Origin of the sequence: Psychrobacter jeotgali (assembly GCF_904846315.1) — a bacterium.
Lineage (GTDB): Bacteria > Pseudomonadota > Gammaproteobacteria > Pseudomonadales > Moraxellaceae > Psychrobacter > Psychrobacter jeotgali.
In genome coordinates, this window is record NZ_CAJHAF010000001.1 from 802509 (window position 1) to 827159 (window position 24651).

20 protein-coding genes are annotated in these 24651 nt (G+C 39.6%); 9 read left to right on the top strand and 11 right to left on the bottom strand.

What is annotated here, in order from left to right:
• Positions 1-9: 9 nt before the first annotated feature.
• Entirely contained in the window at positions 10-1062 is a 1053-nt protein-coding gene (locus tag JMX18_RS03325; RefSeq protein WP_201584093.1) for an NADP-dependent oxidoreductase, read from the bottom strand.
• Positions 1063-1178: 116 nt separating this feature from the next.
• Here JMX18_RS03325 and glnE point away from each other — a divergent pair, with 116 nt between their 5' ends.
• The 7 genes from glnE to JMX18_RS03360 all read left to right on the top strand — a co-directional run bounded on the left by glnE (position 1179) and on the right by JMX18_RS03360 (position 11531).
• Positions 1179-4046 (top strand): bifunctional [glutamate--ammonia ligase]-adenylyl-L-tyrosine phosphorylase/[glutamate--ammonia-ligase] adenylyltransferase, encoded by a 2868-nt coding sequence (gene glnE, locus JMX18_RS03330; RefSeq protein ID WP_227674544.1) that lies wholly within the window; start codon positions 1179-1181, stop codon positions 4044-4046.
• A gap of 298 nt (positions 4047-4344) precedes the next feature.
• The gene (locus tag JMX18_RS03335; protein WP_201584096.1) at positions 4345-5274 is read left to right on the top strand and encodes a branched-chain amino acid transaminase; all 930 of its coding nucleotides are present in this window, start codon (positions 4345-4347) and stop codon (positions 5272-5274) included.
• Between the two features lie 182 nt (positions 5275-5456).
• On the top strand, positions 5457-6515 hold the full coding sequence (gene rfbB / locus JMX18_RS03340) for a dTDP-glucose 4,6-dehydratase (protein WP_201584099.1): 1059 nt from the start codon (positions 5457-5459) through the stop codon (positions 6513-6515).
• The gene (gene rfbA, locus JMX18_RS03345) at positions 6516-7394 is read left to right on the top strand and encodes a glucose-1-phosphate thymidylyltransferase RfbA (RefSeq protein WP_201584102.1); all 879 of its coding nucleotides are present in this window, start codon (positions 6516-6518) and stop codon (positions 7392-7394) included. It abuts the gene before it with no gap.
• Positions 7391-8245: a WxcM-like domain-containing protein gene (locus JMX18_RS03350; protein WP_201584115.1), complete on the top strand. Its 855-nt coding sequence runs from the start codon at positions 7391-7393 to the stop codon at positions 8243-8245. Before rfbA ends, JMX18_RS03350 begins: the two co-directional genes overlap by 4 nt.
• A gap of 2 nt (positions 8246-8247) precedes the next feature.
• The gene (locus JMX18_RS03355) at positions 8248-9360 is read left to right on the top strand and encodes a DegT/DnrJ/EryC1/StrS family aminotransferase (protein ID WP_201584126.1); all 1113 of its coding nucleotides are present in this window, start codon (positions 8248-8250) and stop codon (positions 9358-9360) included.
• A gap of 80 nt (positions 9361-9440) precedes the next feature.
• Complete coding sequence (locus JMX18_RS03360) at positions 9441-11531, top strand: acyltransferase family protein (RefSeq protein WP_201584129.1); 2091 nt, start codon at positions 9441-9443, stop codon at positions 11529-11531.
• Between the two features lie 60 nt (positions 11532-11591).
• Here JMX18_RS03360 and rfbC read toward each other — a convergent pair whose 3' ends face one another.
• The 4 genes from rfbC to JMX18_RS03380 form a co-directional block, all read right to left on the bottom strand.
• A complete protein-coding gene (gene rfbC, locus JMX18_RS03365; RefSeq protein ID WP_201584132.1) occupies positions 11592-12164 on the bottom strand; it encodes a dTDP-4-dehydrorhamnose 3,5-epimerase in 573 nt (190 codons plus the stop codon).
• A 70-nt stretch (positions 12165-12234) separates the two neighbouring features.
• On the bottom strand, positions 12235-13140 hold the full coding sequence (gene rfbD, locus JMX18_RS03370) for a dTDP-4-dehydrorhamnose reductase (RefSeq protein WP_201584135.1): 906 nt from the start codon (positions 13138-13140) through the stop codon (positions 12235-12237).
• A gap of 278 nt (positions 13141-13418) precedes the next feature.
• On the bottom strand, positions 13419-14804 hold the full coding sequence (locus JMX18_RS03375) for a hypothetical protein (RefSeq protein WP_201584151.1): 1386 nt from the start codon (positions 14802-14804) through the stop codon (positions 13419-13421).
• A 280-nt stretch (positions 14805-15084) separates the two neighbouring features.
• The gene (locus JMX18_RS03380) at positions 15085-16038 is read right to left on the bottom strand and encodes a hypothetical protein (RefSeq protein ID WP_201584155.1); all 954 of its coding nucleotides are present in this window, start codon (positions 16036-16038) and stop codon (positions 15085-15087) included.
• Between the two features lie 283 nt (positions 16039-16321).
• On the opposite strand from JMX18_RS03380, the gene JMX18_RS03385 reads away from it, so the two are divergent.
• Together JMX18_RS03385 and JMX18_RS03390 are read left to right on the top strand one after the other, a co-directional pair.
• On the top strand, positions 16322-17206 hold the full coding sequence (locus JMX18_RS03385; RefSeq protein ID WP_201584158.1) for a glycosyltransferase family 2 protein: 885 nt from the start codon (positions 16322-16324) through the stop codon (positions 17204-17206).
• Between the two features lie 125 nt (positions 17207-17331).
• Positions 17332-18417 (top strand): glycosyltransferase family 4 protein, encoded by a 1086-nt coding sequence (locus JMX18_RS03390; RefSeq protein WP_201584161.1) that lies wholly within the window; start codon positions 17332-17334, stop codon positions 18415-18417.
• Between the two features lie 20 nt (positions 18418-18437).
• Here the strand turns inward: JMX18_RS03390 and JMX18_RS03395 are convergent, their stop codons facing one another.
• The 6 genes from JMX18_RS03395 to aspS all read right to left on the bottom strand — a co-directional run bounded on the left by JMX18_RS03395 (position 18438) and on the right by aspS (position 24616).
• Positions 18438-19058 carry a YrbL family protein gene (locus JMX18_RS03395; protein ID WP_201584165.1) on the bottom strand — a complete coding sequence of 207 codons (621 nt, stop codon included), beginning with the start codon at positions 19056-19058 and terminating at the stop codon, positions 18438-18440.
• A gap of 108 nt (positions 19059-19166) precedes the next feature.
• Positions 19167-19934 carry a glycosyltransferase family 25 protein gene (locus tag JMX18_RS03400; protein WP_201584168.1) on the bottom strand — a complete coding sequence of 256 codons (768 nt, stop codon included), beginning with the start codon at positions 19932-19934 and terminating at the stop codon, positions 19167-19169.
• A 10-nt stretch (positions 19935-19944) separates the two neighbouring features.
• A complete protein-coding gene (locus JMX18_RS03405; RefSeq protein WP_201584171.1) occupies positions 19945-20709 on the bottom strand; it encodes a glycosyltransferase family 25 protein in 765 nt (254 codons plus the stop codon).
• Positions 20710-20758: 49 nt separating this feature from the next.
• Positions 20759-21502, bottom strand: a complete 744-nt coding sequence (locus JMX18_RS03410; RefSeq protein WP_201588199.1) for a glycosyltransferase — start codon at positions 21500-21502, stop codon at positions 20759-20761.
• A gap of 178 nt (positions 21503-21680) precedes the next feature.
• A complete protein-coding gene (locus tag JMX18_RS03415; RefSeq protein WP_201584174.1) occupies positions 21681-22640 on the bottom strand; it encodes a lysophospholipid acyltransferase family protein in 960 nt (319 codons plus the stop codon).
• 149 nt (positions 22641-22789) lie between these two features.
• Positions 22790-24616 carry an aspartate--tRNA ligase gene (gene aspS / locus JMX18_RS03420; protein ID WP_201588200.1) on the bottom strand — a complete coding sequence of 609 codons (1827 nt, stop codon included), beginning with the start codon at positions 24614-24616 and terminating at the stop codon, positions 22790-22792.
• Positions 24617-24651 lie beyond the last annotated feature (35 nt).

Here is a 24651-nt window from a genome sequence, read left to right on the forward strand (position 1 = left end):
TCAGTTTTATCACTCATTAATATCGGCAACTTTGACCATCTGCTTACCGATATTTTCGCCTTCAAATAGTCCTATAAAAGCCGCAGGAATATTCTCAAAGCCTTCGATAAGGTTCTCTTTATATATTAATTGGCCGTTATTATACCACTCTGCCATTTGCTTTTTGGCGTCATCAAACTCATCGCTAAAATCATAAACCACAAACCCTTCCATCCGTGCACTTTTCTTAATCAAAGTATGCATAGGTCTAGGACCTTTTGGAGGATTATCCTCATTGTATTCTGCAATTTGTCCACAAATGGCAATGCGCCCCTGTCTGTTAATATTAGCAAATACCGCATCAAACAATGCTCCGCCAACATTATCAAAGAAAACATCAACGCCATTAGGGCAAGCTGCTTTTATTGCTGCTTGCATATCTTCAGTCTGCTTATAGTTGACACCTTTATCGAGGCCTAAGTCATTTTCTAGATAGTCAATTTTCTCAGGAGAGCCTGCAATACCGACAACTTTGCAGCCTGTGATTTTGGCAATTTGAGAAGCCATGCTGCCAACCGAGCCTGCAGCGCCTGAGACTACAACGGTCTCACCTTGCTTAATTTGTCCGATTTTAAATATACCAAAGTATGCTGCTAGCCCCGGTATGCCTAACATGCTAACAGCAGTAGAAATAGGGGCAAGCTCAGGATCTACCTTCTCGATGTCATCTGTACTCACGATTTGATATTTTTGCCATTTAAAACGACCATGAACAATATCACCTTTTTTAAAGAGGCTATTATCATTACTATCAATAATCTGTGCCACACTTCTACTGGTAATGGGTTGATTTAGCTCGTATTTATTACCAGCGGCATCATCTTCACCTTTATCCATAAAGCCGCGCATGCCCGGATCAACTGAGACATAAATGCTTTTTATCAATACTTCATTATCTTCAAGCGCAGCAGATGGCGGCATATCGATATCGTTTATTTGAAAAGTATCTGTTGTTGGCACGCCTGAAGGATGTTCAGCCAGTACGATTTCTTTATTTTGTTTTTTTGTATTTTTATTATTCATGTGAAGCTTCTTAAAATGGTTGTTCGTTAAGAGTTGAGTTATTCATGCTACCATAAAGCTGTCTGAATCAAACACAACTAGCGTTTCCAAAAGTAATTTAAGGATTTTTTTGCTTTATGTCATCATTTATGTCATCTAGTCCCTCAAATAATTTGGCTTACCAACCGACCTCTGAGCAATTGGAGGTGTTACGAACGGCTAGTGAGTTCGCTTATCAAGTTTGGGAGAATCGTATGATTTCGTGCCAAACTTTTTTGCGTAGTTATCCTTTAGACCAGACGCTAACTCGGCAGCAGATTGATGATTTGATTCAAGATTATACCTTGGATGAGAACTATCAGTTGGCGATTGAAACCAAGGTGATGAGTGGTCTACGGCATTTGCGCATGCTACTGATGATGCGCTGGATTTGGCAGGATGCGCTAGGAGTCATTGAGCTTGAGCAATTGACTGATGAGCTGTCCGAATTTGCTGACGGCTGTATTTTATTTGCCAAAGATTACACTTATCAGCAGCTGATCACCCGTTATGGTCAGCCGACTTTTATTGATGATAAGGGTATCAAGCAAATAGATGATATGGCTATTATGGCAATGGGCAAGCTTGGCGCTCATGAGCTTAATCTCTCCAGCGATATTGACTTGATATTCGTCCATCAAGCGCGCGGGGAGACTGATGGCGATAAATCAAAAGGCACTCGCAGCATCGATAACAAACGTTTTATGGCGCGTTTAGGTCAAGGTATTATCAAATTACTGGATAATAGTACCGCAGATGGTTTTGTGTTTCGAGTCGATATGCGGCTGCGTCCTTGGGGTGATGGCAGTGATTTAGCCATTCATCTGTCCGCCTTACAAAAGTATTTTGCTAAACATGGCCGGGCATGGGAGCGTTTTGCTTGGTTAAAGGCTAGGGTAGTCGGGCAAATCGACCCCACCTTTTATGATAATTTGCAGGCGCTTATCAAGCCTTTTGTCTTTCGCTATTATGTGGACTATAGTGCCTTTTCTGCGCTACGTGAAATGAAATCCTTGATCCAAAACCAAGTGGCGCAGCGTGAGGATTTGGATAACATCAAACTTGGCGCTGGTGGTATTCGTGATATCGAGTTCATTGTCCAAGCTTTTCAGCTGATTTATGGGGGTCGTCATCCGCAGCTACAGGTTAAAGCTTGCCTGCAAGCTATGCAGGCGCTATATGAGCTTACTTATATCGATCGCTCAACTTATGAGCAATTGCAAGCTGCCTATCGGTTTCTGCGCCGGCTTGAGCATGGCATTCAGGCTATTAATGATCAACAGACCCAGCGCTTGCCGCACGATGAGCAATGGCAGCGCAATCTAGCTATTACGCTTGGATTTACCGATTGGGCCGCTTTATTAGACACCCTGAATCAGCATCGTCATAATGTCAGCGTACCCTTTGAGCGCATGGTTACCGAGCGACAAGTGCCAGATCAAGAAGATGCTACGCTTGAACCTGCAGATATTGACGAGCAGATTAATCAATTAGATCAGATTTTAACTGAAGATAATAGAGGGCAGCTCCAACGTTTTTGGGACTCAAAAATGGTTGCTAATCTAAGCGATGAAGCCAAAAGCCGTTTAGATGAAGCCTATCCGGTGATAATTTATGCGCTACTGGCTCATCAAGAGCAGCAGCAACTTGCCAATACTGCTTTACCCCGTCTGATTAATTTATTGGAAGCTATTTGCCGACGTTCGATATACCTGGTTATGATTGCCGAGAATCCTAATGCAACGGTCGAGCTGATTCCTATGTTATCGGCCAGTCCGTGGATTGCCAATGAGCTGGCACGTTATCCAGTTCTATTGGATACCTTCTTGCAGCAACATTATCGTCATCTGCCGGATAAGCTTGAGCTGCGAGATATCCTGCGTCAACAATTACTGCGGGTAGAGCCTGGCGATGAAGAGGAGTTACTTAGCGTTCTCAGACTGTTTAAAAAGAACCAAGTATTAGCTGTTGCTGCCAGCGATGTGTTGGCTGAGCGTCCGATTATGAAAGTCTCTGATTCGCTTACTTATATTGCAGCGGTAGTATTAGAAGCTGCACTTGAACGGGCTTTTGCAGAATTAGTTAAGCGTTATGGTTACCCCATTGGTCAAGATGGCGATCCGGTCACCGAAGCAGACTGCGGTTTTGCTATTATTGGTTATGGTAAGCTTGGCGGGCTTGAGTTATCCTATTCCTCTGATTTGGACTTGGTGTTTTTGCATAAGATAAAAGAGCGCGGTATGACCACCGGTGAGACTTCAGTCAGTGGTATGAAGTTTGCGGCACGTTTGGCACAAAAGCTGATGACCTATCTCAACACTCAAACTCGTGATGGGCGTGCTTATGAGATTGATATGCGTCTGCGCCCCTCAGGTAATGCTGGCATGATGGTAGTTTCTTGCAATGCTTTTGAGACTTATCAGCGCGAAAAAGCGTGGTCATGGGAGCATCAAGCACTGGTGCGGGCACGAGCCATTTGCGGTGATAGACGAGTAACGGCACGTTTTTGTGATATTAGGCGTACGGTATTAGCGTTACCGCGTACGCTTGAGCAAGTCCGTACAGAAGTGACCAGTATGCGTATCAAAATGCAGAGGCACTTAGGTACCAGCCAATGGCAACAGCGCGAAGGTAAGTTTCATCTTAAACAAGACGCCGGTGGTATTGTCGATATTGAGTTTCTAGCACAATTTGCAGTTTTAGCTTACTCACATGAATATCCAAGTTTGACCAAATGGAGCGATAACGTCCGTATCTTTGAAGAAGTGGCGTTACTTGGCATTTGGGAGGAGCAAGTTTGTCAAGATTTGACTGATGCCTATTTGCGCATTCGTGCGGCAACTCATCAACTGGCCTTGTCAGAACAATCGTTATTGGTCGATGAAGCCTTATGGCTAGAGACCCGAACGTTGGTGCAAAATCAATGGCAGCATCTAATGGGCGTTGAGCCTAGTGAGAAAGAGTAAGCTAAACATACTGGATTTAATAATTAGCTATAAAAATAGCATAAACAAAAGCCATGCCATCACCAACTAAAAGATTTCATTTATCAGCTCTGCCGATGATATAATCACAACACTTTTATAAAACCGAACTCATTTCTAAAAATAGAGTGATTAAATAAGACAGTATAAATGCTGCTAGTAACTTTATGAGTTAAATAGTATCAATGTTAAATAGTATCGATTTAGCTGCTTTATTTTTTGAGATGTTATTATTTAAAACAAGCAAGTTAGTCGGCGACACTAACCTAAGGATTATTAAATGAACATGGCAACACAAGATGGCAAACTTTGGATGAATGGTGAGATGATTGAGCAGCCTGATGCCAAGGTTCACGTACTGACCCATAGCTTGCATTATGGTATGGCGGTATTTGAAGGGGTGCGTGCGTATCAAACGGCTGACAAACGTACCGCTATTTTTCGCCTAAAAGAGCATACTGAGCGCTTGCTGGGATCTGCAAAGATCTTTCAGATGGAAGTGCCTTTTGATGCAGCAACGCTTGAGCAAGCGCATAAAGATGTGGTTAAGCAAAACAATTTAGAAGAAGCGTATATTCGTCCACTCATTTGGGTAGGCGCTGAAAAACTAGGACTATCATCACACGACAATAGTATTAATGCGATGGTAGCTGCTTGGCATTGGGGTGCCTATTTGGGCGAAGAAGGTATCAAAAACGGTATTCGGGTAAAAACCTCTTCATTTACCCACCACATGACTAACGTCACTATGTGTAAAGCTAAAGCCTCGAGTAATTATCCCGTCTCGATTATGGCCAATCAAGAGGTCACGCGTAACGGCTACGATGAGGCCATCTTGATGGATCCGCAAGGCTATGTCTGCCAAGGTGCAGGCGAGAACTTGTTCTTGGTCAAGAATGGTGAGCTACATACCCCAGATTTAGGCGGCGGAGCGCTCGATGGTATTACTCGTCGTACCATCATCCAGTTTGCAGAAGATCTAGGGATTAAGGTGACTGAGCGTCGTATCACCCGCGACGAGTTTTACTTAGCAGATGAGATCTTTATGACCGGTACGGCAGCTGAGGTCACGCCAATTCGAGAATATGATGATCGCAAAATTGGTAATGGCGGCCGTGGTGAACTGACTGAACAGCTGCAAACCTTGTACTTTGATGTGATCCATGGGCGTAATGACAAGTATATGGATTGGTTAAGTTTTATCGATTAAAGTTGGTTTATGATATAATAATGACTGGTTGTTATTAAAATAAAAAGCTAAGGCCATAAATAGGTCTTAGCTTTTTATTAATTACTAAGTTGCTAGTATTATTAGGCTAAGATTTAATATAGAATTATTTATGTTAATTTACTAAATAAATCACTATAAGTCTTAAGTTGAAACAGGTTTTTATGAAAATATTAATAACAGGCGGCGCAGGTTTTATCGGATCTGCGGTTATCCGCCATATAATAAAAAATACCAACGATGACGTTTTAAATATAGATAAACTGACTTACGCTGGTAATCTAGAATCCCTTAAAGACATCGATCAAAGTCCACGATATCAATTCGAGCAAATCGACATTTGTGACGCAGAGGCCATACAACACGCCTTTGACAGCTTTCGTCCTAATCTTATCATGCACCTTGCCGCAGAGTCACACGTGGATCGTTCTATTGACGGCCCTGCTGAATTTATTCATACCAATATTGTCGGCACCTATACCTTATTAGAAGCGGCGCGTCACTACTGGCAGAATCTTGATAAAAAAGAAAAATCTGAGTTTCGTTTCCATCATATCTCAACCGATGAAGTCTATGGCGACCTAGAAGGCACCGCCGATCTATTTACTGAGACCACCTCTTACGCCCCAAGCTCCCCTTATTCAGCTTCCAAAGCCAGCTCTGACCATTTAGTTCGTGCTTGGCAGCGCACTTATGGCTTGCCGACCATCATTACCAACTGCTCCAACAACTATGGCCCGTATCACTTCCCTGAAAAGCTCATTCCACTCGTGATCTTAAACGCCCTAGAAGGCAAACCATTACCCATCTACGGTAAAGGTGACCAGATTCGTGATTGGCTCTATGTCGAAGACCATGCGAGGGCATTATATAAAGTCGTCACCGAGGGACAAATAGACGAGACCTATAACATCGGTGGGCATAATGAGAAACAAAACATCGAAGTGGTCAAAACCATCTGCCAAATATTGGATGAGCTCCAGCCGCAAGCGAATCATCAGCCTTACCAAACCCTCATTACCTTTGTAAAAGACCGCCCCGGTCACGACCTGCGTTACGCTATCGATGCCAGCAAGATTGAAAAGGAGCTGGGCTGGACACCTACAGAGAGCTTTGAGAGTGGTATTCGTAAAACGGTTAAGTGGTATCTCAATAATTTAGACTGGTGCCGCCGCGTACAAGATGGCAGTTATCAACGCCAAAGATTAGGAGCAGGTAAATAAATGAATACGAAAGGTATTATCTTAGCGGGTGGTTCAGGGACACGTCTTTATCCCATCACCAAAGGGGTCTCTAAACAGCTGCTGCCTATTTATGATAAACCAATGGTTTATTATCCTTTATCCGTGCTCATGCTTGCCGGTATAAAAGACGTCCTTATCATCAGCACCCCTGAAGATATCGACGGCTTTGAGCGCTTGCTTGGTGATGGTTCCCAGTTTGGAATTCATCTAGAGTATGCCATCCAGCCGAGTCCCGATGGTCTAGCGCAAGCCTTTATCATTGGAGAGGACTTTATCGGCGATAGTAATGTCTGCCTTGTACTTGGCGATAACATATTCTATGGCCAAGGATTTACGTCGCTATTACGCCAAGCAGTTAATCGCAAAAGTGGAGCGACTGTACTTGGCTATCAAGTCCGAGATCCTGAGCGCTTTGGCGTGGTTGAATTTGATGACCATAAACGCGCAATCTCTATAGAGGAGAAACCTGCTAAACCGAAATCTACTTATGCCGTTACAGGTTTATATTTTTATGACAATGATGTGATAGAAATTGCTAAACAAGTTAAACCGTCAGAGCGTGGTGAACTTGAGATTACTACCGTTAATCAAAAATATATGGAACGCGGCGATCTTAATGTAGAACTGCTAGGTCGCGGCTTTGCATGGCTCGATACCGGTACTCATGAGAGTCTGCTCGAAGCTGGAATGTTTGTCGAAACCATAGAGAAACGTCAAGGTTATAAGATTGCCTGTCTCGAGGAGATTGCCTACAACAACGGCTGGCTGACGAAGCAGCAGCTGCTAGAGATTGGGCAGTCTATGAGTAAGAATATTTACGGCCAATATCTAATATCTTTGGTAGAAGAAAGTTTATGAGTTTAATACAATGGGCTCACTTTCCGCCATTAGGCGATGAGCGTGGCTCTTTAGTAGCGTTAGAGGGAGAAAAGACGGTACCTTTTGCTATCAAGCGCGTGTACTATATTTTTGGTACTCAGCCAGGTGTCGCACGTGGGTTTCATGCGCATCGTGATCTAAAACAAGTAGCCGTTTGCGTGACTGGCAGCTGTCGTATGATCCTTGACGATGGCAGCAGGCGTGAGGAGTTCATATTAGATTCTCCTACTAAAGGAGTATTAATAAAAGATTTAGTCTGGCGCGAGATGCATGACTTTAGTGAAGATTGCGTGCTGTTAGTACTGGCAAGCGAGCACTATGATGAAAGTGACTATATTCGCGATTATGATGAGTTTATTGAAGAAACTAATAAGCCTTTCATACACCCATTATCTGATGTTATGTCAACCACTATAGGACAAAAAACTAAAGTCTGGCAGTATAGTGTGATTTTTCCCAAAGCTATCATTGGAGATAACTGTAATATTTGTGCGCATACTTTGATTGAAAATGATGTCGTAATCGGAAATAACGTTACGGTCAAATCGGGCGTCTATGTGTGGGACGGTGTTACTTTAAAAGACAATGTGTTTATTGGTCCTTGTGTCACTTTTACTAATGATAAGAAACCACGCTCAAAACAGTACCTAGATGAGTTTCCAAAAACGGTTGTAGAAGAAGGAGCAAGCATTGGCGCTAATGCTACTATTTTACCCGGTATTTCCATTGGAAAAAATGCAATAGTAGGTGCTGGAGCAGTAGTCACTAAAAATGTTCCAGAAAATGCAATTATGGTAGGTAATCCAGCTTTTATTAAAGGATATGTATAGATATGATCTCGTTTCTAGATCTTAAGGCGATTAATGCTCAATACCGTGATGAGCTTATAACCGCTGCAACCCGAGTTATTGATTCAGGCTGGTATATCAATGGGCGTGAGCTTGAAGCGTTTGAAAAGGAATTTGCAAGCTATTGCGGTACCAAGCACGCTATAGGGGTTGCTAATGGTTTAGATGCTTTAATATTGACCTTAAGAGCTTGGGCTGAGATGGGTAAGCTGAAGAAGGGCGATGAAGTTATCGTACCTGCTAATACATATATTGCCAGCATTCTAGCGATTAGTGCCAATAATCTAGTGCCTATATTAGTTGAGCCTGACCTAAACAGCTATAATGTAGATCCTAGTCATATCGAATCTGCGATTACAGACAAAACCAAAGCCATACTACCTGTCCATCTATATGGTCAATTAGCAGATATGCCAGCTATTATGGATATTGCTCAGCGTCACAATTTGCTAGTACTCGAAGATGCGGCCCAGGCACATGGCGCTATATTAGAGGGCAAAAAAGCAGGCAACTGGGGTGATGCTGCCGGTTTTAGTTTTTATCCGGGCAAAAACTTAGGTGCATTGGGCGATGCGGGAGCGATTACGACTAATGACGATGAGTTGGCTAGTATAATACGAGCGCTACGTAACTATGGCTCACACGAAAAATATAAAAATATTATGCAAGGCGTAAACAGTCGTTTAGATGAAATTCAAGCGGCCATGCTCAGTGTAAAATTGAGCCATCTTGATACAGAGATTACGCATCGCCGCAAGATAGCTGATTTATATCTTGATGGTATAAAAAATCCAGCGATAATACTGCCAACTAAGACCCAAGACAGTGCACATGTATGGCATGTATTTGTGATTCGTTGTGAACAAAGAGAGGCATTGCAGAAACATTTAGCAGATCATGGTATTCAAACTTTGATTCATTACCCAATCCCGCCACATCAGCAGCAAGCTTATAAAGAGTGGAATGAGCTTAGCTATCCTATTACTGAAAAAATACATGAAGAAGTTTTAAGTTTGCCCATCGGGCCTACAATAAAAGCTGATGATGCTCAAAAAACCATTCAACTCTGTAATAGTTTTGAAGAAAATAAACCATAAAATCCAAACTAATTTTATGAAAGGTAATAGAGTCTATCCATGTATCATGGCTTAGTTCATCAATACACTTGAGCTTTAAAATGAAAAAAAATCAAAACCAATTATATCACCATAAATATCGTCCAGATATTGATGGTTTGAGAGCGGTTGCTGTTCTAGCGGTCGTTATTTTTCATGCTTTCCCGTCTTCATTACAAGGCGGGTTTATTGGGGTTGATATCTTCTTTGTTATATCAGGATTTTTGATCTCAACTATTATTTATAATAGTTTGCAAAAAGGTGATTTTAGTTTTGCAGATTTTTATTCTCGTAGAATTAGGCGTATCTTCCCTGCTTTATTAGTGGTCATTAGTGCCACTTTTATATTTGGTTTTCTTATATTATCTGCTGACGAATTTAGCCGCTTAGGCAGGCTAGTTGCTGCTGGTATTGGTTTTGTGGCTAACTTAGTGTTATGGAGTGAGTCGGGTTACTTTGATGCCGCCACCGCCACTAAGCCATTACTTCACTTGTGGAGTTTGGGTATTGAAGAGCAATTCTATATTGTTTGGCCACTAATACTACTCTTTGCTTGGAAGCGTAGATTCAATCTTTTGTTGGTCACAGTCATTGTCTTAACCTTGTCTTTTATGTTCAATATCATGCAAATTAGAAGTGATCCAGTCGCAACCTTTTACTCCCCTTTGACAAGGATATGGGAGATACTATTTGGTAGCCTATTGGCATGGATTATGGTTTTTAGAAGAGAGGCTTTTTATCAATTTAATCTAAAAGCAGATGGCTACCTCTCTTCCCTAAATTTTATTAGTAAAACAAGCGGCAAGCATTTATTTGCCAATCTTATCTCAACTTCTGGCGCTATATTATTCTTAGTTGGGCTTTTTGTAATTACTGAAGAATCTTATTTTCCGGGCTTCTGGGCGCTTGTCCCCGCTTTAGGTACAGTCATGATGATCATGGCAGGAACCGAAGCTTGGATTAATAAAAACATCTTATCAAACAAAGTAGCCGTTTGGTTTGGCCTCATCAGTTACCCTTTATACTTGTGGCATTGGCCCCTGCTGTCATACGGTAGAATATACTACGATAAAGCGCCACCGACTGGATTTAGATGGATTGCGGTGTTATTGGCTATTTTGCTAGCATGGCTCACGGTTAAATATATAGAAAAGCCGCTGCGTTACAGTAAGCGCAAAACACGCTCAAAGGTTATTTATTTAAGTAGTATCGCAGTCGTTATTGCAGCTATAGGCTTGTTTGTGTCTGTCACTGACTTTTCAAAATCAAATACTTTTAAAGAGTTTTCAATTACTAGAAAGGGCTTTGAGTATGCTTACGGTCCCTCGTTGAACTGGTATCAAGGTCAGGATAATTGGTTATATTTAGGCAATAGTTATGATAAAGGCGTAGAGAAATTACAGTTGGTTGAGCCGCCAAAAGCTGAAAAAACAGATGGGGTAGCTGACAATATGGCGGCTATCGTAAGCGCTGCGGATAAAACGGGTACTAAAGTTGCGTTTATTATGGGGCCTAATAAATCCAGTATATATCCAGAGTTTTTACCTGAAGCTTTAGTACCTTCCGAAACTAAATATAGTAGTTTTTTCTTAGATAAACTAAAGATAATTCCAAACCTTGTAGTATACGACCCTACAGCCGATTTGCTTAAAGCAAAAGAAAAAGAGGGGCTGTTATATTGGAAAACAGATACTCATTGGAATGATAAAGGCGCTTTTATTGCGTACTCAGGTTTGGCCGAAGCCCTATCACTCCCAACTCCGCAAGTCACATTTACCCCAGGTGATGTGCATGAAGGAGATCTCATTGGTATCTCAAAATTAGAAGATTTTCCGCTTGATGCTTCCGATAGTTGGCGGGTAGATTGGCAAGAGCAGCCCATATCTCAGGAGCAAGAAGTACCTAACGAGCATGACTCTCCATTTGGTAATCCAACTATTGTTACTACTCAAAATGCTTTGACTGATAAATATGTTTGGGTGGTCGGCGACTCTTTCTCACAGTCATTAAAGCCTTACTTAAATGCGACATTTAAAGAGGTATACTATGTAGGGCATTGGAGTGAGAAATTAGAGGATCTAGCTAAGGAGTTAAATAAAGTGAGCAGAAAACCTGATATTATTATAATTGAACGAGTTGAGCGCTCTTTTTAATACGAGCAGTCTACCTCTACACTAGATTGACTGCACTATTTAATCTCAATACTTATATCACTAGAACACGTCAGCGTTTTTTATAGCTTGTACAAAGGTAGCACCATCGCTATCTTTGTCGGTTAATTTTAGCTCTAAATCCGCTGTCGGCCACGTGATATCTAAATCCTTGTCGTTCCATACGATAGTACGCTCGCTGTTTTTATTATAATAGCTAGTAGTTTTATACACAAACTGCGTATCATCTTCAAGGGCTAAAAACCCATGAGCAAAACCTGCTGGAATCCAAAGCTGCCGATGGTTAGTAGCGCTTAGCTCAACACCTACCCACTGACCAAAGGTAGGCGAGTGTTGGCGGATATCAACTGCCACATCCCAGGCACGTCCCTGTACCACGCGAATGAGTTTGCCTTGCGCAAATGGTGGCAACTGATAGTGTAGACCGCGTAGTACGCCCCGCTTGGATAAAGAATGATTATCTTGCACAAAGCTTGGCATAGCAATCTGCTGCTCATGGCAGATATCTGCAAAGGTTTGCTGATTGAAGCTTTCCATAAACCAGCCACGATCGTCTGCAAAGACGCGAGGCTCAAGGATTAGTACTTCTGGTATTTTTGTGGGAATAGTATTCATAATAAGTAGTCTAATGTTGTTATAAGTTTGATTTTTAGGCTATTAATAATGCCATCATAATTAGCTTGAATTATGCTAGTAACTCTTTTAATACTTGAGTAACTCCATGTTGCCAATGAGGTAAGTTTAACTTAAATTGAGTTTGTAGCTTTTGGGTGTTTAAGCGTGAGTTATGTGGGCGTTTAGCAGGGGTGGGATATTCAGAAGTTGGAATCGGATGCACCGTTTTAACGAGTAGTTTACTGTCTTTTGTGTGTTTAGCATTAGCAATTATAAACTGGGCATATTCAAACCAAGAGCAAGTACCACTTGCAGCTAAATGATAGTGACCCTCTAAGCATTGAGGTTTGTCATTAATAAAGTAATAGCGTAGTGCTTGAGCAGTAATATCAGCAATTAAGGCGGCACCAGTGGGCGCACCAATTTGATCGTTGATAATATTAAGCTCTTCTCTGTTTTTAGCAAGTTTTAACATAGTTTTTATAAAGTTATTGCCTTGAACACCATATACCCAACTGGTGCGAAAATTTATAAATCTTGCACCACTATACTCTAAGGCAAGCTCGCCATTGCGTTTGGTTTTGCCATAGCTATTGATAGGTAAAGCCATGTCTGTCTCCAACCAAGGCATATCGGTGCTGCCATCAAATACGTAGTCAGTAGAGTAGTTAATGAGCAAACTACTGTAACGCTCTGAGAGTTGAGCCAAATGCTTGACAGCTAAATGATTGATTAAATTAGCTTGTTCGTAGTCACTCTCAGCCCCATCTACGTTGGTATAAGCGGCTGCATTTATGACTATATCAGGCTTTATAGTCATATAAATGTGTTCCATAGCTTCAAAATTACTAATATCACCACATAGCCCAGTGCTATCCGTATATCGATCTAAGCTAATAACCTGTCCTAATGGTTGTAAAGCACGTTGCAACTCCCATCCAACCTGCCCATTTTTACCCAGTAAGACAATTCTCATACTTTTCACCCGTTCTTTTAATTATCTTATTTGTAATTACAAATCATTTATTAATCTAGCTTGATATAGCGCAAGTTTATATAATATAACTAACTTAAGTATCAGCGACTGGTTTTTGCAGACTTCAATGATTAATTTTACATAAAGCTCGGTAAAATTCTTGCTAGATTTTACTGCCAACAATAGTACAATGCAAGCCAATGTTGCTTACAGTTAATAGGATTATAAAGCTACCTGTGTGATTATATTTGGATACATAGCCGAGATCACTAACCATTTCATTTCTTACCAAAAGCTTTTAAAGTTAATAATTTAATAAGCATTTTTTTATCTAGTGCCAAACCTTTCTTTCTAGTACCTTTAGATATATGTAGCTTTTTACTTTTATTCACAGGTTTCTGTGGTATATATTCAACCATTGGGTTCTGGAAAAAAACGTTTTCATATAAAGTAGTCAAAAAACGATATTTTACATTTTCGAATCCATGTACTTCAAATATTTTTGATTGTAAATCGCTAATGAAACCTTGAGTAGGGGGCTTTTGAGTTAGTAGTTCTATCACCTCATCTACAGTATCTCTTTTTATCAAATCTAAGGGAGTATAACCATAAAAATTACTACGAAGACCTATGCAAGGCTTTCCATTTATAAACTGCTCCACAAATGCAGTACCGCCAGTTATCGGATAGCTATCTATATAGAAATCAGTGTTCTGAGTCAATAATAAATATTCATCGTAAGGAAGTGAGGAAATAAAATGTAAGCGCTCTGAATATGTGTTTTTTAGTGGTAAAAGTATAGGGTTGGTTTCTATGCCAGAGCCTATAAAAGATATTTGGTTGGCGCAGTTTAACGAAAGTATACGCCTAGCTAATGGTTCGATAGAGTTGTTTTCGTTAATATTATATTTATAAGCTGCTGCTGCTGTGAGAAAACTCGTACCTTGGGGGTTGTAGTTATAACTTACAGGTTGAAAAAATTGGTTCTTTTGTTTATTTATAGGAATGCCTAAAAAACTTTTTTTAGTATTTATTGAAAAACCTCTATCTTTGTCAAGCTGTTGACCGCATAAGCTAATCTCAAACCAAACATCGGCCACAGTAACGCCAAAAGATGCTAAATGATCAGCATGATTAACAAAATATATTTTCATACTTGAATTTATTTTTTTTGCAAGTGCACAAGCTATTATGGTATGAATATCATCGGGATGAGTATTTAATATAACTTTTTCGTAAGCTTGTATTTCATTACTGAGTTTTTGAATATAAACCAAGTCATCCTTATTATTAAAGCATTTTGTAATAGTAGAAAAGTAACGCTCAAGTCTATTAATAACATGATCTTCAGTGGTTCTAGTAATTAATAAAGGACATTTATTAGGCATCATTTGACTTAAGTTTTCCATAAGGCGTGTATGACCCCCTGTAATATAACCTTGCGATATTATAAACAAAGTATCTTTCGATGTTGAATATTTTCTAGGAAGATCATTTTTTACCAAAGAAAAAATCTTATCAATTAAGGCTGATTCTATATCAGTTATATCAAGATTATAATAGTCACTATTATTTATATCTTCAATCAAGGCCTGAGAAAATATTAAACTGTCATAAAGATTAGATCTAAATATTAATTTTTTTATTTTATTTGATTGAAACATTATATTATCTCTATTATAGTCAGTTGAAAATAAAAACTGGTATAGGTGTTTAAACGTACTGCCAAAATAGTTTGTTCTTGCTACTAGCTTGTGATATAGTGTAAAAAATATTAGTTATTTTTTAAAATGATTTAATAAAAATTTATCTTAGTATGAGGACTAGTAAGCATTATAATTTCACCACTATTGATATAAAAAACTTACTTTTTATATATAAATGTTATAGTCGAAAGCTATTCTTACAAAATATCTAGTATGTTTTTTGAATGGCTCGTAATATCTATTTATTGAAATTTTTTTCTAATATCACATTTATATCTTTTGATGTTGAGTTGAATTTATAGATATTTTTCTTTTTTAACATAGAGTTTGATAGTCTATTAAAAAGCTTAAATGGAAAAATAGTAGTATTAGGCCTTAAAAAGTTCTTAATAACAAGATGCGCTTTAGATAAACGTTCTAAATCGTCTTTATTAAGCTCTTCCCATTTATCATAAGCGCTTCGGTAACCTTCAGTATAAAAAAAACTATCTATTCTTTTTAGTTTTTTTGAATCAATCGCTTTATCATCATATATATAAGGCTTGCTTTTATATTTTTTGTGCATCAATAAAAATGTGCTGATTAATCTTTCAAATATGAAAGGATAAAAACTAGCTTTAGTATAGTATTCAGTGTCAGAGAAAAACTTTTCTTTTTCTTGCTCTGGCATTTTATCTATAGTCGAGTCAAGAAGCTTGATAAATTTAATAAAATCATCTAAAAAAGGCTTGGAGGCTACCCAATAATTAGAGTAGACCGTACTATAAATAGTATTTCTATTGTGATCATAAACATTAAAGTCTATATTTGCTTTATCAAATAAATGTTGAGTTAATTCCTTTATACCTTTATGACTATACTCGCCACTATCCCAAACATTCATATATAAGTAAACGTGCATCGGAAAAGGATTAAATAAAAATATGTCATGGTCAGGGTAGGCGGATACGAAGTCTTTTACTTGTGTAATGCTCAACCCAGTTTTTTCTGTAAATCGCGGCGATAATAATGCAAAGTAATCGTCATCATGGGCATAGGCGACGATCTCATCATAAAATCTAATGAGATGTGCTGTTTCTCGTTTAAGTGTCTCTGGAGTATTGCGACAATCAAAGCTTAATAGACCTGATTCTTTACTAGGTTTGGTATTCTCGTTATACCATATTTGATATAGATGTAACTGTATGGCCATAGTCTATGTACTTAAATAATGTGTGATATAATAATTTCATCGATATAACGGTATGAGATTTGAGATAATACCTATATAGATACTGATTTTGTACTGTTTTGAAAAAACCTGTTACCCATTTGAACGACAATAAAAAATTTTGATGGTTACACTGTATTTTAAAAGATCAGTACCTTAGCATTATTATCTATTATTATAGGGTATTAGTAGTATATATAGTAAAGCTACAGTTATAAACCAGCAGTATTTGAGAGTCAACTACACAAATTATTATGAGTGTCCTATGATATTTTCTTTATTAATTGTCAACTATAATACCGAATATTATATAGAAAAACTGCTGAACAGTATATTAACACAAAGTATGGCTGAAAGTGATTTTGAAATTATCATCAGTAATAATGTTCAAAATGACAAATTGGATCAAATGCTAGCTAAGAATCACTTTTTCGAAAGGCTGAATATCCGTTTGGTGCCATTATCACAAAACATAGGCTTTGGGCGTGGAACCAATGCCGCCGCACAGCAAGCTCAAGCTGAGCATCTACTTATTATTAATCCTGACATAATTTTGACAGATAATGATTATTTGCAAGCTATGTGGCAGTTTATCCAAGCACATCCAGACTATGGCGTCATTAGCAGTCAGGTTCTTGATGATGATGGGCACGATGGCAGTGCTTATAGTCGTTTTGAGTTTACTGAAACCTTTGGTTTTGAGAATCAGATATGTTGGTTTGAAGGCTCGCTTATGTTTATTCAAAAGTCTGTATTTGAAGATATTGGCGGTTTTGATGACGACTTTTTTATGTACTCCGAAGACGTTGACTTGTGCTATCGCATAAAAAAGCAAGGCTTAGCGCTTATAAAAAACAACTCAATGAGCGTTTATCATAAAGGCGGGGCTAGTGAGCCCTATAGAGACTATGGTTTTTATAATCGTTGGTATAAATCAAAGCTATTATTTATGCATAAACATTATGACCAAGAGCAATTTGCTAAATTTATTGATGACCTAAGTAAAAAACAGCGCATCAAAAGATTGCGTTATCGTACTTTAGGACTTGCATCTCCTCATTATAGGCAAAAAATAGTTCAGCCCCAAGCTATGTTAGATATTATTAGTGATATCAAGTCGTCTTCTGCTAAATGTCTATATGCGAATTAATGCTAGTTTTCAAAGAGATCGCAAGCTTAATTCTATCCTATAAGCTATTAAAGTATTGAGATAGCCTTGACACTTTTTGTTATAATTGAATTAATTGATATTATCTCAAGTTAATGGAGAAACCATTGAAAGTCTTACATTTTGTCACTGGTGGTTTTTCAGGAGCAACAAAAGTCGCTGTCGATTTAATTACAGCTCATAACCAAATAGAGTCTGTAGAGAGTCTATTAGTGCTACGTCGAAAAAAAACAACCGTAGCAAAAAAATTAACTGAACTAGATCAAATAGGTGTCGATTATCGAATAGTTACTGGTTCAACACATTTGGCAACGGTTTATGAGTTAAAGCAATTGTGCGAACAATGGCAGCCTGACATCTTAGTTGCGCATGGATTTCCTGAGCATCTATTAGGTCGGCGTGCTGGATTATTAGCCAAAGTGCCACATTTAGTACAAGTGGAACATAACTCTAGAGAACGTTATACGCCGTGGAAGCGCTACCAGACATGTCAATTAAGTAAAGCGACCGATACAGTCGTCGCAGTCTCAGAGGGCGTGGCGCAAGTTCTAGCTCAGCAAAATCTACAAGCGCCTATTCAAGCCATAGCTAATGGTATTGATACGACTCGATTTGGCGGAGTAAACTTACTTCCTATCACTGATAGGCCGCAAGACCTAATTATGGTGGGCAGGTATGCCAAAAGCAAAGACCACGTCACCTTAATAAAAGCAATGCATAAGCTCAAACAAAAGGGAGTCATGCCAAACCTAACCTTGGTAGGAGATGGCCGCGCGCGCTATAAAAAAGAAGTGAAAGCGTTGGTTGAGAGTTACGCTTTAGAGAGTCAAGTTAATTTTATAGATTATAGTAGTGAAGTGGATAAGCTATTATTACAGCACAAGGTTTTTGTGATGTCTAGCCGATTTGAAGGGTTAAATCTCGCAGTATTGGAAGCAATGGCGAGTGGATGCGTCGTTATAGGCAGCACAGCGGTAGGGGTAGAGGAGCTGATAAATGATAAACAAGACGGGTTTTTATTTCAAATTGGTGATGCCCGTCAGCTTGCTGATACGATAGAATTAGTATTATCTAATCCTGCAGAATATCAGCCATTAGCAGAAGCTGCTAGAGAAAAAGCCTTAAAAAAATACGATAAAAGCCACGTGTCCCAAGCTTATTATGAATTGTTTCAACAGCTTTTAGAGGGTTGAATTTTATTCAAAAATGAGTATTAATAATAGTTAATCTGGCTTTTAATATAGCTCTCAATCTTGCGAATGTTGCGAGTATTGATGCTTTTACTCATAGCTCTAAAAGGGATAAGTAGCTTTTCACCAATACCGTCGACTAGGACAAATTCAGGGAAACCTTGTCTTTGTTCGGTATACATAATTCCTGCGATGTTAACTTCACCAAACACCACGTGCTGCTCAGCACAAGCATCAAAAAAACTATCTAGAGCTTGGGCATGTTTATCATCAAAAATATTCTGCGTTGCCAGCTCATACAACGAAGTTATTGAACCATTAGGATCTAAGACTTTTTCAGTCACTAAACCTAGTCCTTCGTCCGTTGGTGCGAAACCGTAAACGGTCTCAATCGGAAAAGTAAAGTCAAACTTGCCATAATTGTTTTTGCATAGCTGTAGATATTGCAACAGCTCCCTTCGGAACTGTTTGTAAATGCCTTGTGAGCGATGAGCTCGTAGATGATGTTGACCAACTCGGCCACCAGTAGCGGTAGCATGTTCTGGTTTCATAATTTTAATAACTTTATTTGCATCCTCTGGATGCTCGTAGACCTTTTTTTGGGTACCTTCTCCCAGCAGGTTTAGATTCTTTACTAAAATCATTTTTGTTGCCTTCTGGATTACAAATAAGCTGATAGATTGGAACTGTTAGTGACTTGTTAATAAAAGGGTATATATCAGCCACTTAATAAGGATAAAAATCATATCATCTTACTTAAAAGGAATATCTTTAGCGAAGATAGATTTTTTAAATTGATGTTTAAGGCGCCTAGTTTCTCTTGTAAGCTTAGTTTTAAATGTTTTTTTGTTATTTGACATTCTATGATCACGATTTACATCTAATGAGCTTGGAAGAGATAAATGGGAAACTTTAAGTATTTTCTCTTGGATACAAAGTGCAGGTGTCATCTGATAAACCGATTCAGATTTTGATTGAATAAATTTATCAAATATAAGCTCATCAATAGGAATTAATTCGCTATCTAGTAAGTAGTCCATTAATAACTTAGCACCTTGCAAGCTTAATATATAACCTGCCCCACCTAAATGCTTACCTTTTAATGATGCGATTTGCCGCTTAACATTTGGCAGCTTAGTGTAAGCAGCTGATAGAAACACCTTGTTATCAAAAGACTCTATCTTGATAATATTCCAGTCTGTTTTTATCCAGTCTGTGTTATTTAATAAGTACTTTGCATCATCACCTAAATAGACATCATCTTCAAATATAGTAGCATAAGCTATATTTTCATCAATAATGCGTTGCCAAACAGCAATATGACTGAGGGCACAAGCCAGCTCTCCACTGCTCATCTGGCTACTATTTATATTAATGTTTAATTCATTTGCGTAAGTCTTAGCTGACTCTGGCATTAAAGCATCAAAAAACTCGAAGTTAACGTTATGTTTATTAAATTCTTTTTTGATGTGCGCTCTTCTGTCTGTAGCAGCGGTTAAGCTTATGACTATATTTTTCATAATAAATGAGTTATTTAGTTGAAGATAAATGTTTGAGGGCAAGGCTTTTGTTCTTTAACATTCGGGTTTTCTTTTTTAGGCCGTATGACCAGTCTCTATTTTCTAAGTCTTTGCGCGCTATGTTTTTGGCAGTGGCTTCACTCCATATATCACTATCTAAGTCAGCAGGATGGACTAAAGCTGGCCAGACTCCTAAACCTTTACCATTAGCGCTTAACCAGCCTTGAAAAAAAACATCGACAGGCATTGTGATGGTTTTACCTTTTTCTATAAACTCTTCTGCCCCTTTTCTTGACCAAACCAAACCTAATCCTAAAATAGGAAAGTAATAAGCGTGCCATAAAGTATGCTGATGAAATTGGGTAATGTCCTGCGCAAGTTTCTTTTTCTTAGCGGCAATATTAACTAAATACCATTCTAGATTATTATTAGTGTATAGAAAATCTAATAACTGGCTGGTAATAACTTTGAAATCAGAGGAGAGTTGCATATCGTCTTCTAAAACTACCAAAAATTCTGCATCAGTCTGTAAAAAGCTGACGGCACAATTGTAATGACTGAGGTAACAACCAATCTCGGAATTTAGTAAACTACGTCCCAAAATACTGCGCGCCTGCGCATCATCATAGCGCTCAAAATCTGCTAAGTTTTTTCCGCGACCATCAAATGCTGGGAACCTTTCGAATGGCCAATCTATCTGATCAAGTTGCTGCTTGGCATTTTCTAAGCGTTTATGACTGCCATCTAAGTTGATCAGGTAGGTCAATACTTTCATAGTTTTGAATTCTCAGAAGCTTTACGATACGGTTTATACAATAATAAATCTATTGCCAATACTGCTTAAGCCAAGGGCTAGGTTTGACATGGCGATACCATTTGCCGCCGCCACCTTCGATGGCATCAGGCGGATTAATTTCACCATGGAAAATGACGATCTTTGCACCATCAGGGAGCTTTGGCGCGCGTATAAAATTAAGAGGAGTAGGGGCGATGCATTGATACTTAAAGCTGACGCACCAGTCTTTATCCCAATATTCTAGATGATGATGCTCGCGCAGGTAGTTGGATAAATAAGCTTGCTCGTGACGCACTTGGGTACGAATGGTGTCAAAGTTACGCTCAAAATTGGCAAGCAAGTCAGGGTAAGTATTCATGCCTACTTTGAAGCGATAGACCGAGCTATTACCAATCATCCGCCAAGGTTTTTTCCAATCACGAATGATCACTACGCTATCGTCGTATTCCGCTTCGTAGGTAAAAAAACTATCGATATTATCGACAATGACGATATCTATATCCAAAAATAAAGCTGTGCCTTTTAGATCATATAATTCAGGTTTGAAAGTAGTGAGCTTTTTCCAGCCGCGCTCAGGTCCTGCCGGTAGATTCATCTCTGGTATGGGATAGCACTTTACGGCAGCATTAATGCCAGTGCTATCATCGGTGAGACATACCATTTGAAAGTCTAAAGTCAAATGGCGGCTGACCATGTTATATAAGCGGTTGACATATTCAGGGCCGTATTTATTACCCCATTTCATACAAATGATATAGCGCTGTTCGCTCATTGGCCTATCATTTTTTTTGGCTGAAAGAGTGGATATAGAATCAACTGCGTCAAGGGTCATAATAGGCTCATATTGCTATTAAAAAAGGTCAAAGTGTGGTTTATTTTAGCATGAATTATATTATCTAGATATCTGCACCGTTATAATGACTGATGTTAGAGGCTTACTTACAGTTTATTCACTGCAGCCTCTTAAGTGAGTCGTTATTTGTCAGCTGATTAGCTTTGATAAAGTTATTTAATTCAGTCTCATCTGCGCAATAAGGATTATTTATAATAGGTAAGTGTTTAAAGCGCCGATAGCCCCACATATAGTGACTAAAGTTATCATTAATCATAGCTTCCATTGCTTGGTTAAGGGCATGAGCCGCAGTAGCAGCATCTCGATCATATAAGGCTGGATTATCAAGCTGATAACAATGAATATCAAACCCGCGACCATCATCACGGCGGATACAAGATAGACCAACCAAAGCACATTTGGTCTTGCTGGCAAGCTTGGAGGCAAGCGTACTAGTCAAAGTCTCAACACCAAAAAACGGTACGATCTCACCGCCTGAAGGATCAGGAACATGATCAGGCAAGATAAGGCTGAAACCGCCCTGTTTTAGGGTTTTAAAAACGGCTTTTACTCCGCTACCATCTGTAGGTACTAGGGTGGCATTGAGTCTTGAACGCCCTTGGAACACAAATTCATTGGTTATATCGCCTTTAACAGGCTTGTACATGATAGTAGGCGCGCCAAATTGATTGAGCCAAGCATTCATCATCTCCCACGTTCCCAAGTGCGGCACGATAGCCAGCATACCATTGGGACTGGCAAGCCCCTCTAGTAGGATCTGTTTATTATAAACCTCACGAATTTGGGCGATACTCCATTCAGGCGGCATTGCCCAACTTTTGACGGATTCGACGCTACTAAGTGCTTGATGTCGAACGATATCTCTAACCAAAGTATCTTGATTAAAGCCATCTTGGGTGAGAGGTTTTGGTAGGTTATGGGAGATTAATTTCATGTTGATTTTAATGGTGCGCACGACACTCGTATTCGGCAAAAATATAATAACCCATGCAACAAAACGTGCCACTATCTGCATGACAGATAGTGGCACGTATTTAAAAATATGGTACGGATTCATGAGAACTCACATGTCAGTAAGCTAATTGGTAACAGCATATAATACACCTTTTTACATACCAAAAAGCCATAGAGTAATAAGCTGTACTGTCGCTTATATAACTACAACTTATATGACTATAAGCATCTGTACATGGAATATCAAGTTAACTATTGAGCAGGTTTGCTGTTATCCGCCTGTGCTTTTTCACGCAAACGAATGCCCAGATCTCTTAGCTGCTTACTATCAACGGGAGCCGGCGCTTGAGTTAGCGGGTCTTCAGCAGTCTTGGTTTTTGGGAAAGCAATGACATCACGGATAGAGCTTGCGCCTACCATTAGCATAATTAAGCGATCTAAACCAAAGGCCAAACCACCATGCGGCGGCGCACCGAATTTGAGCGCATCAAGTAAGAAACTGAACTTTTCTTCGGCTTCCTGAGCATCAATACCAAGCGCTTCAAATACTGCTTGCTGCATCTCAAGAGTGTTGATACGCAAACTACCACCGCCAATCTCCGTACCGTTTAATACCATATCATAAGCAATGGATAAAGCGGTTTCGGGACTGTTTTTAAGCTCTTCAACTGAGCCTTTAGGTTTAGTAAACGGATGGTGCATAGAGGTCCATTTACCATCGTCAGTTTCTTCAAACATTGGGAAGTCTGTGACCCAAAGTGGTGCCCATTCGCAAGTTTGCATGTCAAGATCAAGACCAATCTTCTGACGTAGTGCGCCCATCGCATCATTGACAACACTAGCTTTATCGGCACCAAAGAAAACGATATCACCATCCCCGGCACCAGTACGCTCAATCAGGCTTACCAGTACTTCATCAGTCATATTTTTAATGATAGGCGACTGTAAACCTGATTCTTTATCAACGCCATTGTTAATATTGCTGGCATCATTAACTTTGATATAAGCCAAACCACGAGCACCGTAAATACCCACAAACTTGGTATATTCATCGATTTGCTTGCGGCTCAATGAAGCTCCGTTAGGGATACGTAGAGCAGCAACGCGGCCTTTTGGGTCATTGGCAGGGCCGGCAAATACTTTAAAGTCAACGCTTTGCATCAAATCAGCGACATCGACAAGCTTTAATGGAATGCGTAAATCAGGCTTATCGGATGCATAGTCGCGCATGGCGTCGCTATAGGTCATACGCGGAAAGTCAGCCAGATCAACATCTAGCATGGTTTTGAATAAATTCTTAATCAAGCCTTCGTTGATCGCCATAATCTCTTCTTCATCTAAGAAAGAAGTTTCAATATCGACTTGAGTAAACTCAGGCTGACGATCAGCGCGTAGATCCTCATCACGGAAACATTTAGCGATCTGATAGTAACGGTCAAAGCCCGACACCATCAATAGCTGTTTAAATAGCTGTGGCGACTGCGGCAAGGCAAAAAAGTTACCTGGACGGGTACGTGAAGGTACTAGATAATCACGCGCACCTTCAGGAGTAGCACGGGTCAAGATAGGGGTTTCAACATCCAAAAAGCCATGATCGTCTAAATAACGACGAATCGTAGAAGTCGCCTTGGCACGGAAGACCATACGCTCTTGCATTTTTGGGCGGCGCATATCCAGATAGCGATATTTGAGACGTAAGTCTTCTGATACCGTCATGTTTTCATCATTAAGCGGGAAAGGCGGGGTCTCAGACTTGGCTAATATTTCAATCTCTTTACCCAGTAGCTCAACCTGACCGCTGGTCATATTGGCGTTTTCAGTACCTTCGTAGCGGCGACGGACGCGGCCAGTGATTTTTAGGACATATTCAGGGCGAGCAGCATCAGCAGTAGCAAAGGCTTCGGGCGTATCAGGGTCAACTACGACTTGCAAGATACCCGCACGATCACGCATATCTAAAAAAATCACTCCACCGTGATCTCGGCGACGGTGTACCCAGCCGACGATAGTGATGGTTTGCTCAAGTAGCTTTTCGGTGACAGCGCCGCAGTATTCGTCACGGTACTTGCTATGTATCATCAAGTCGCTCTGCGTTATCGTGCTGTGTTCAATAG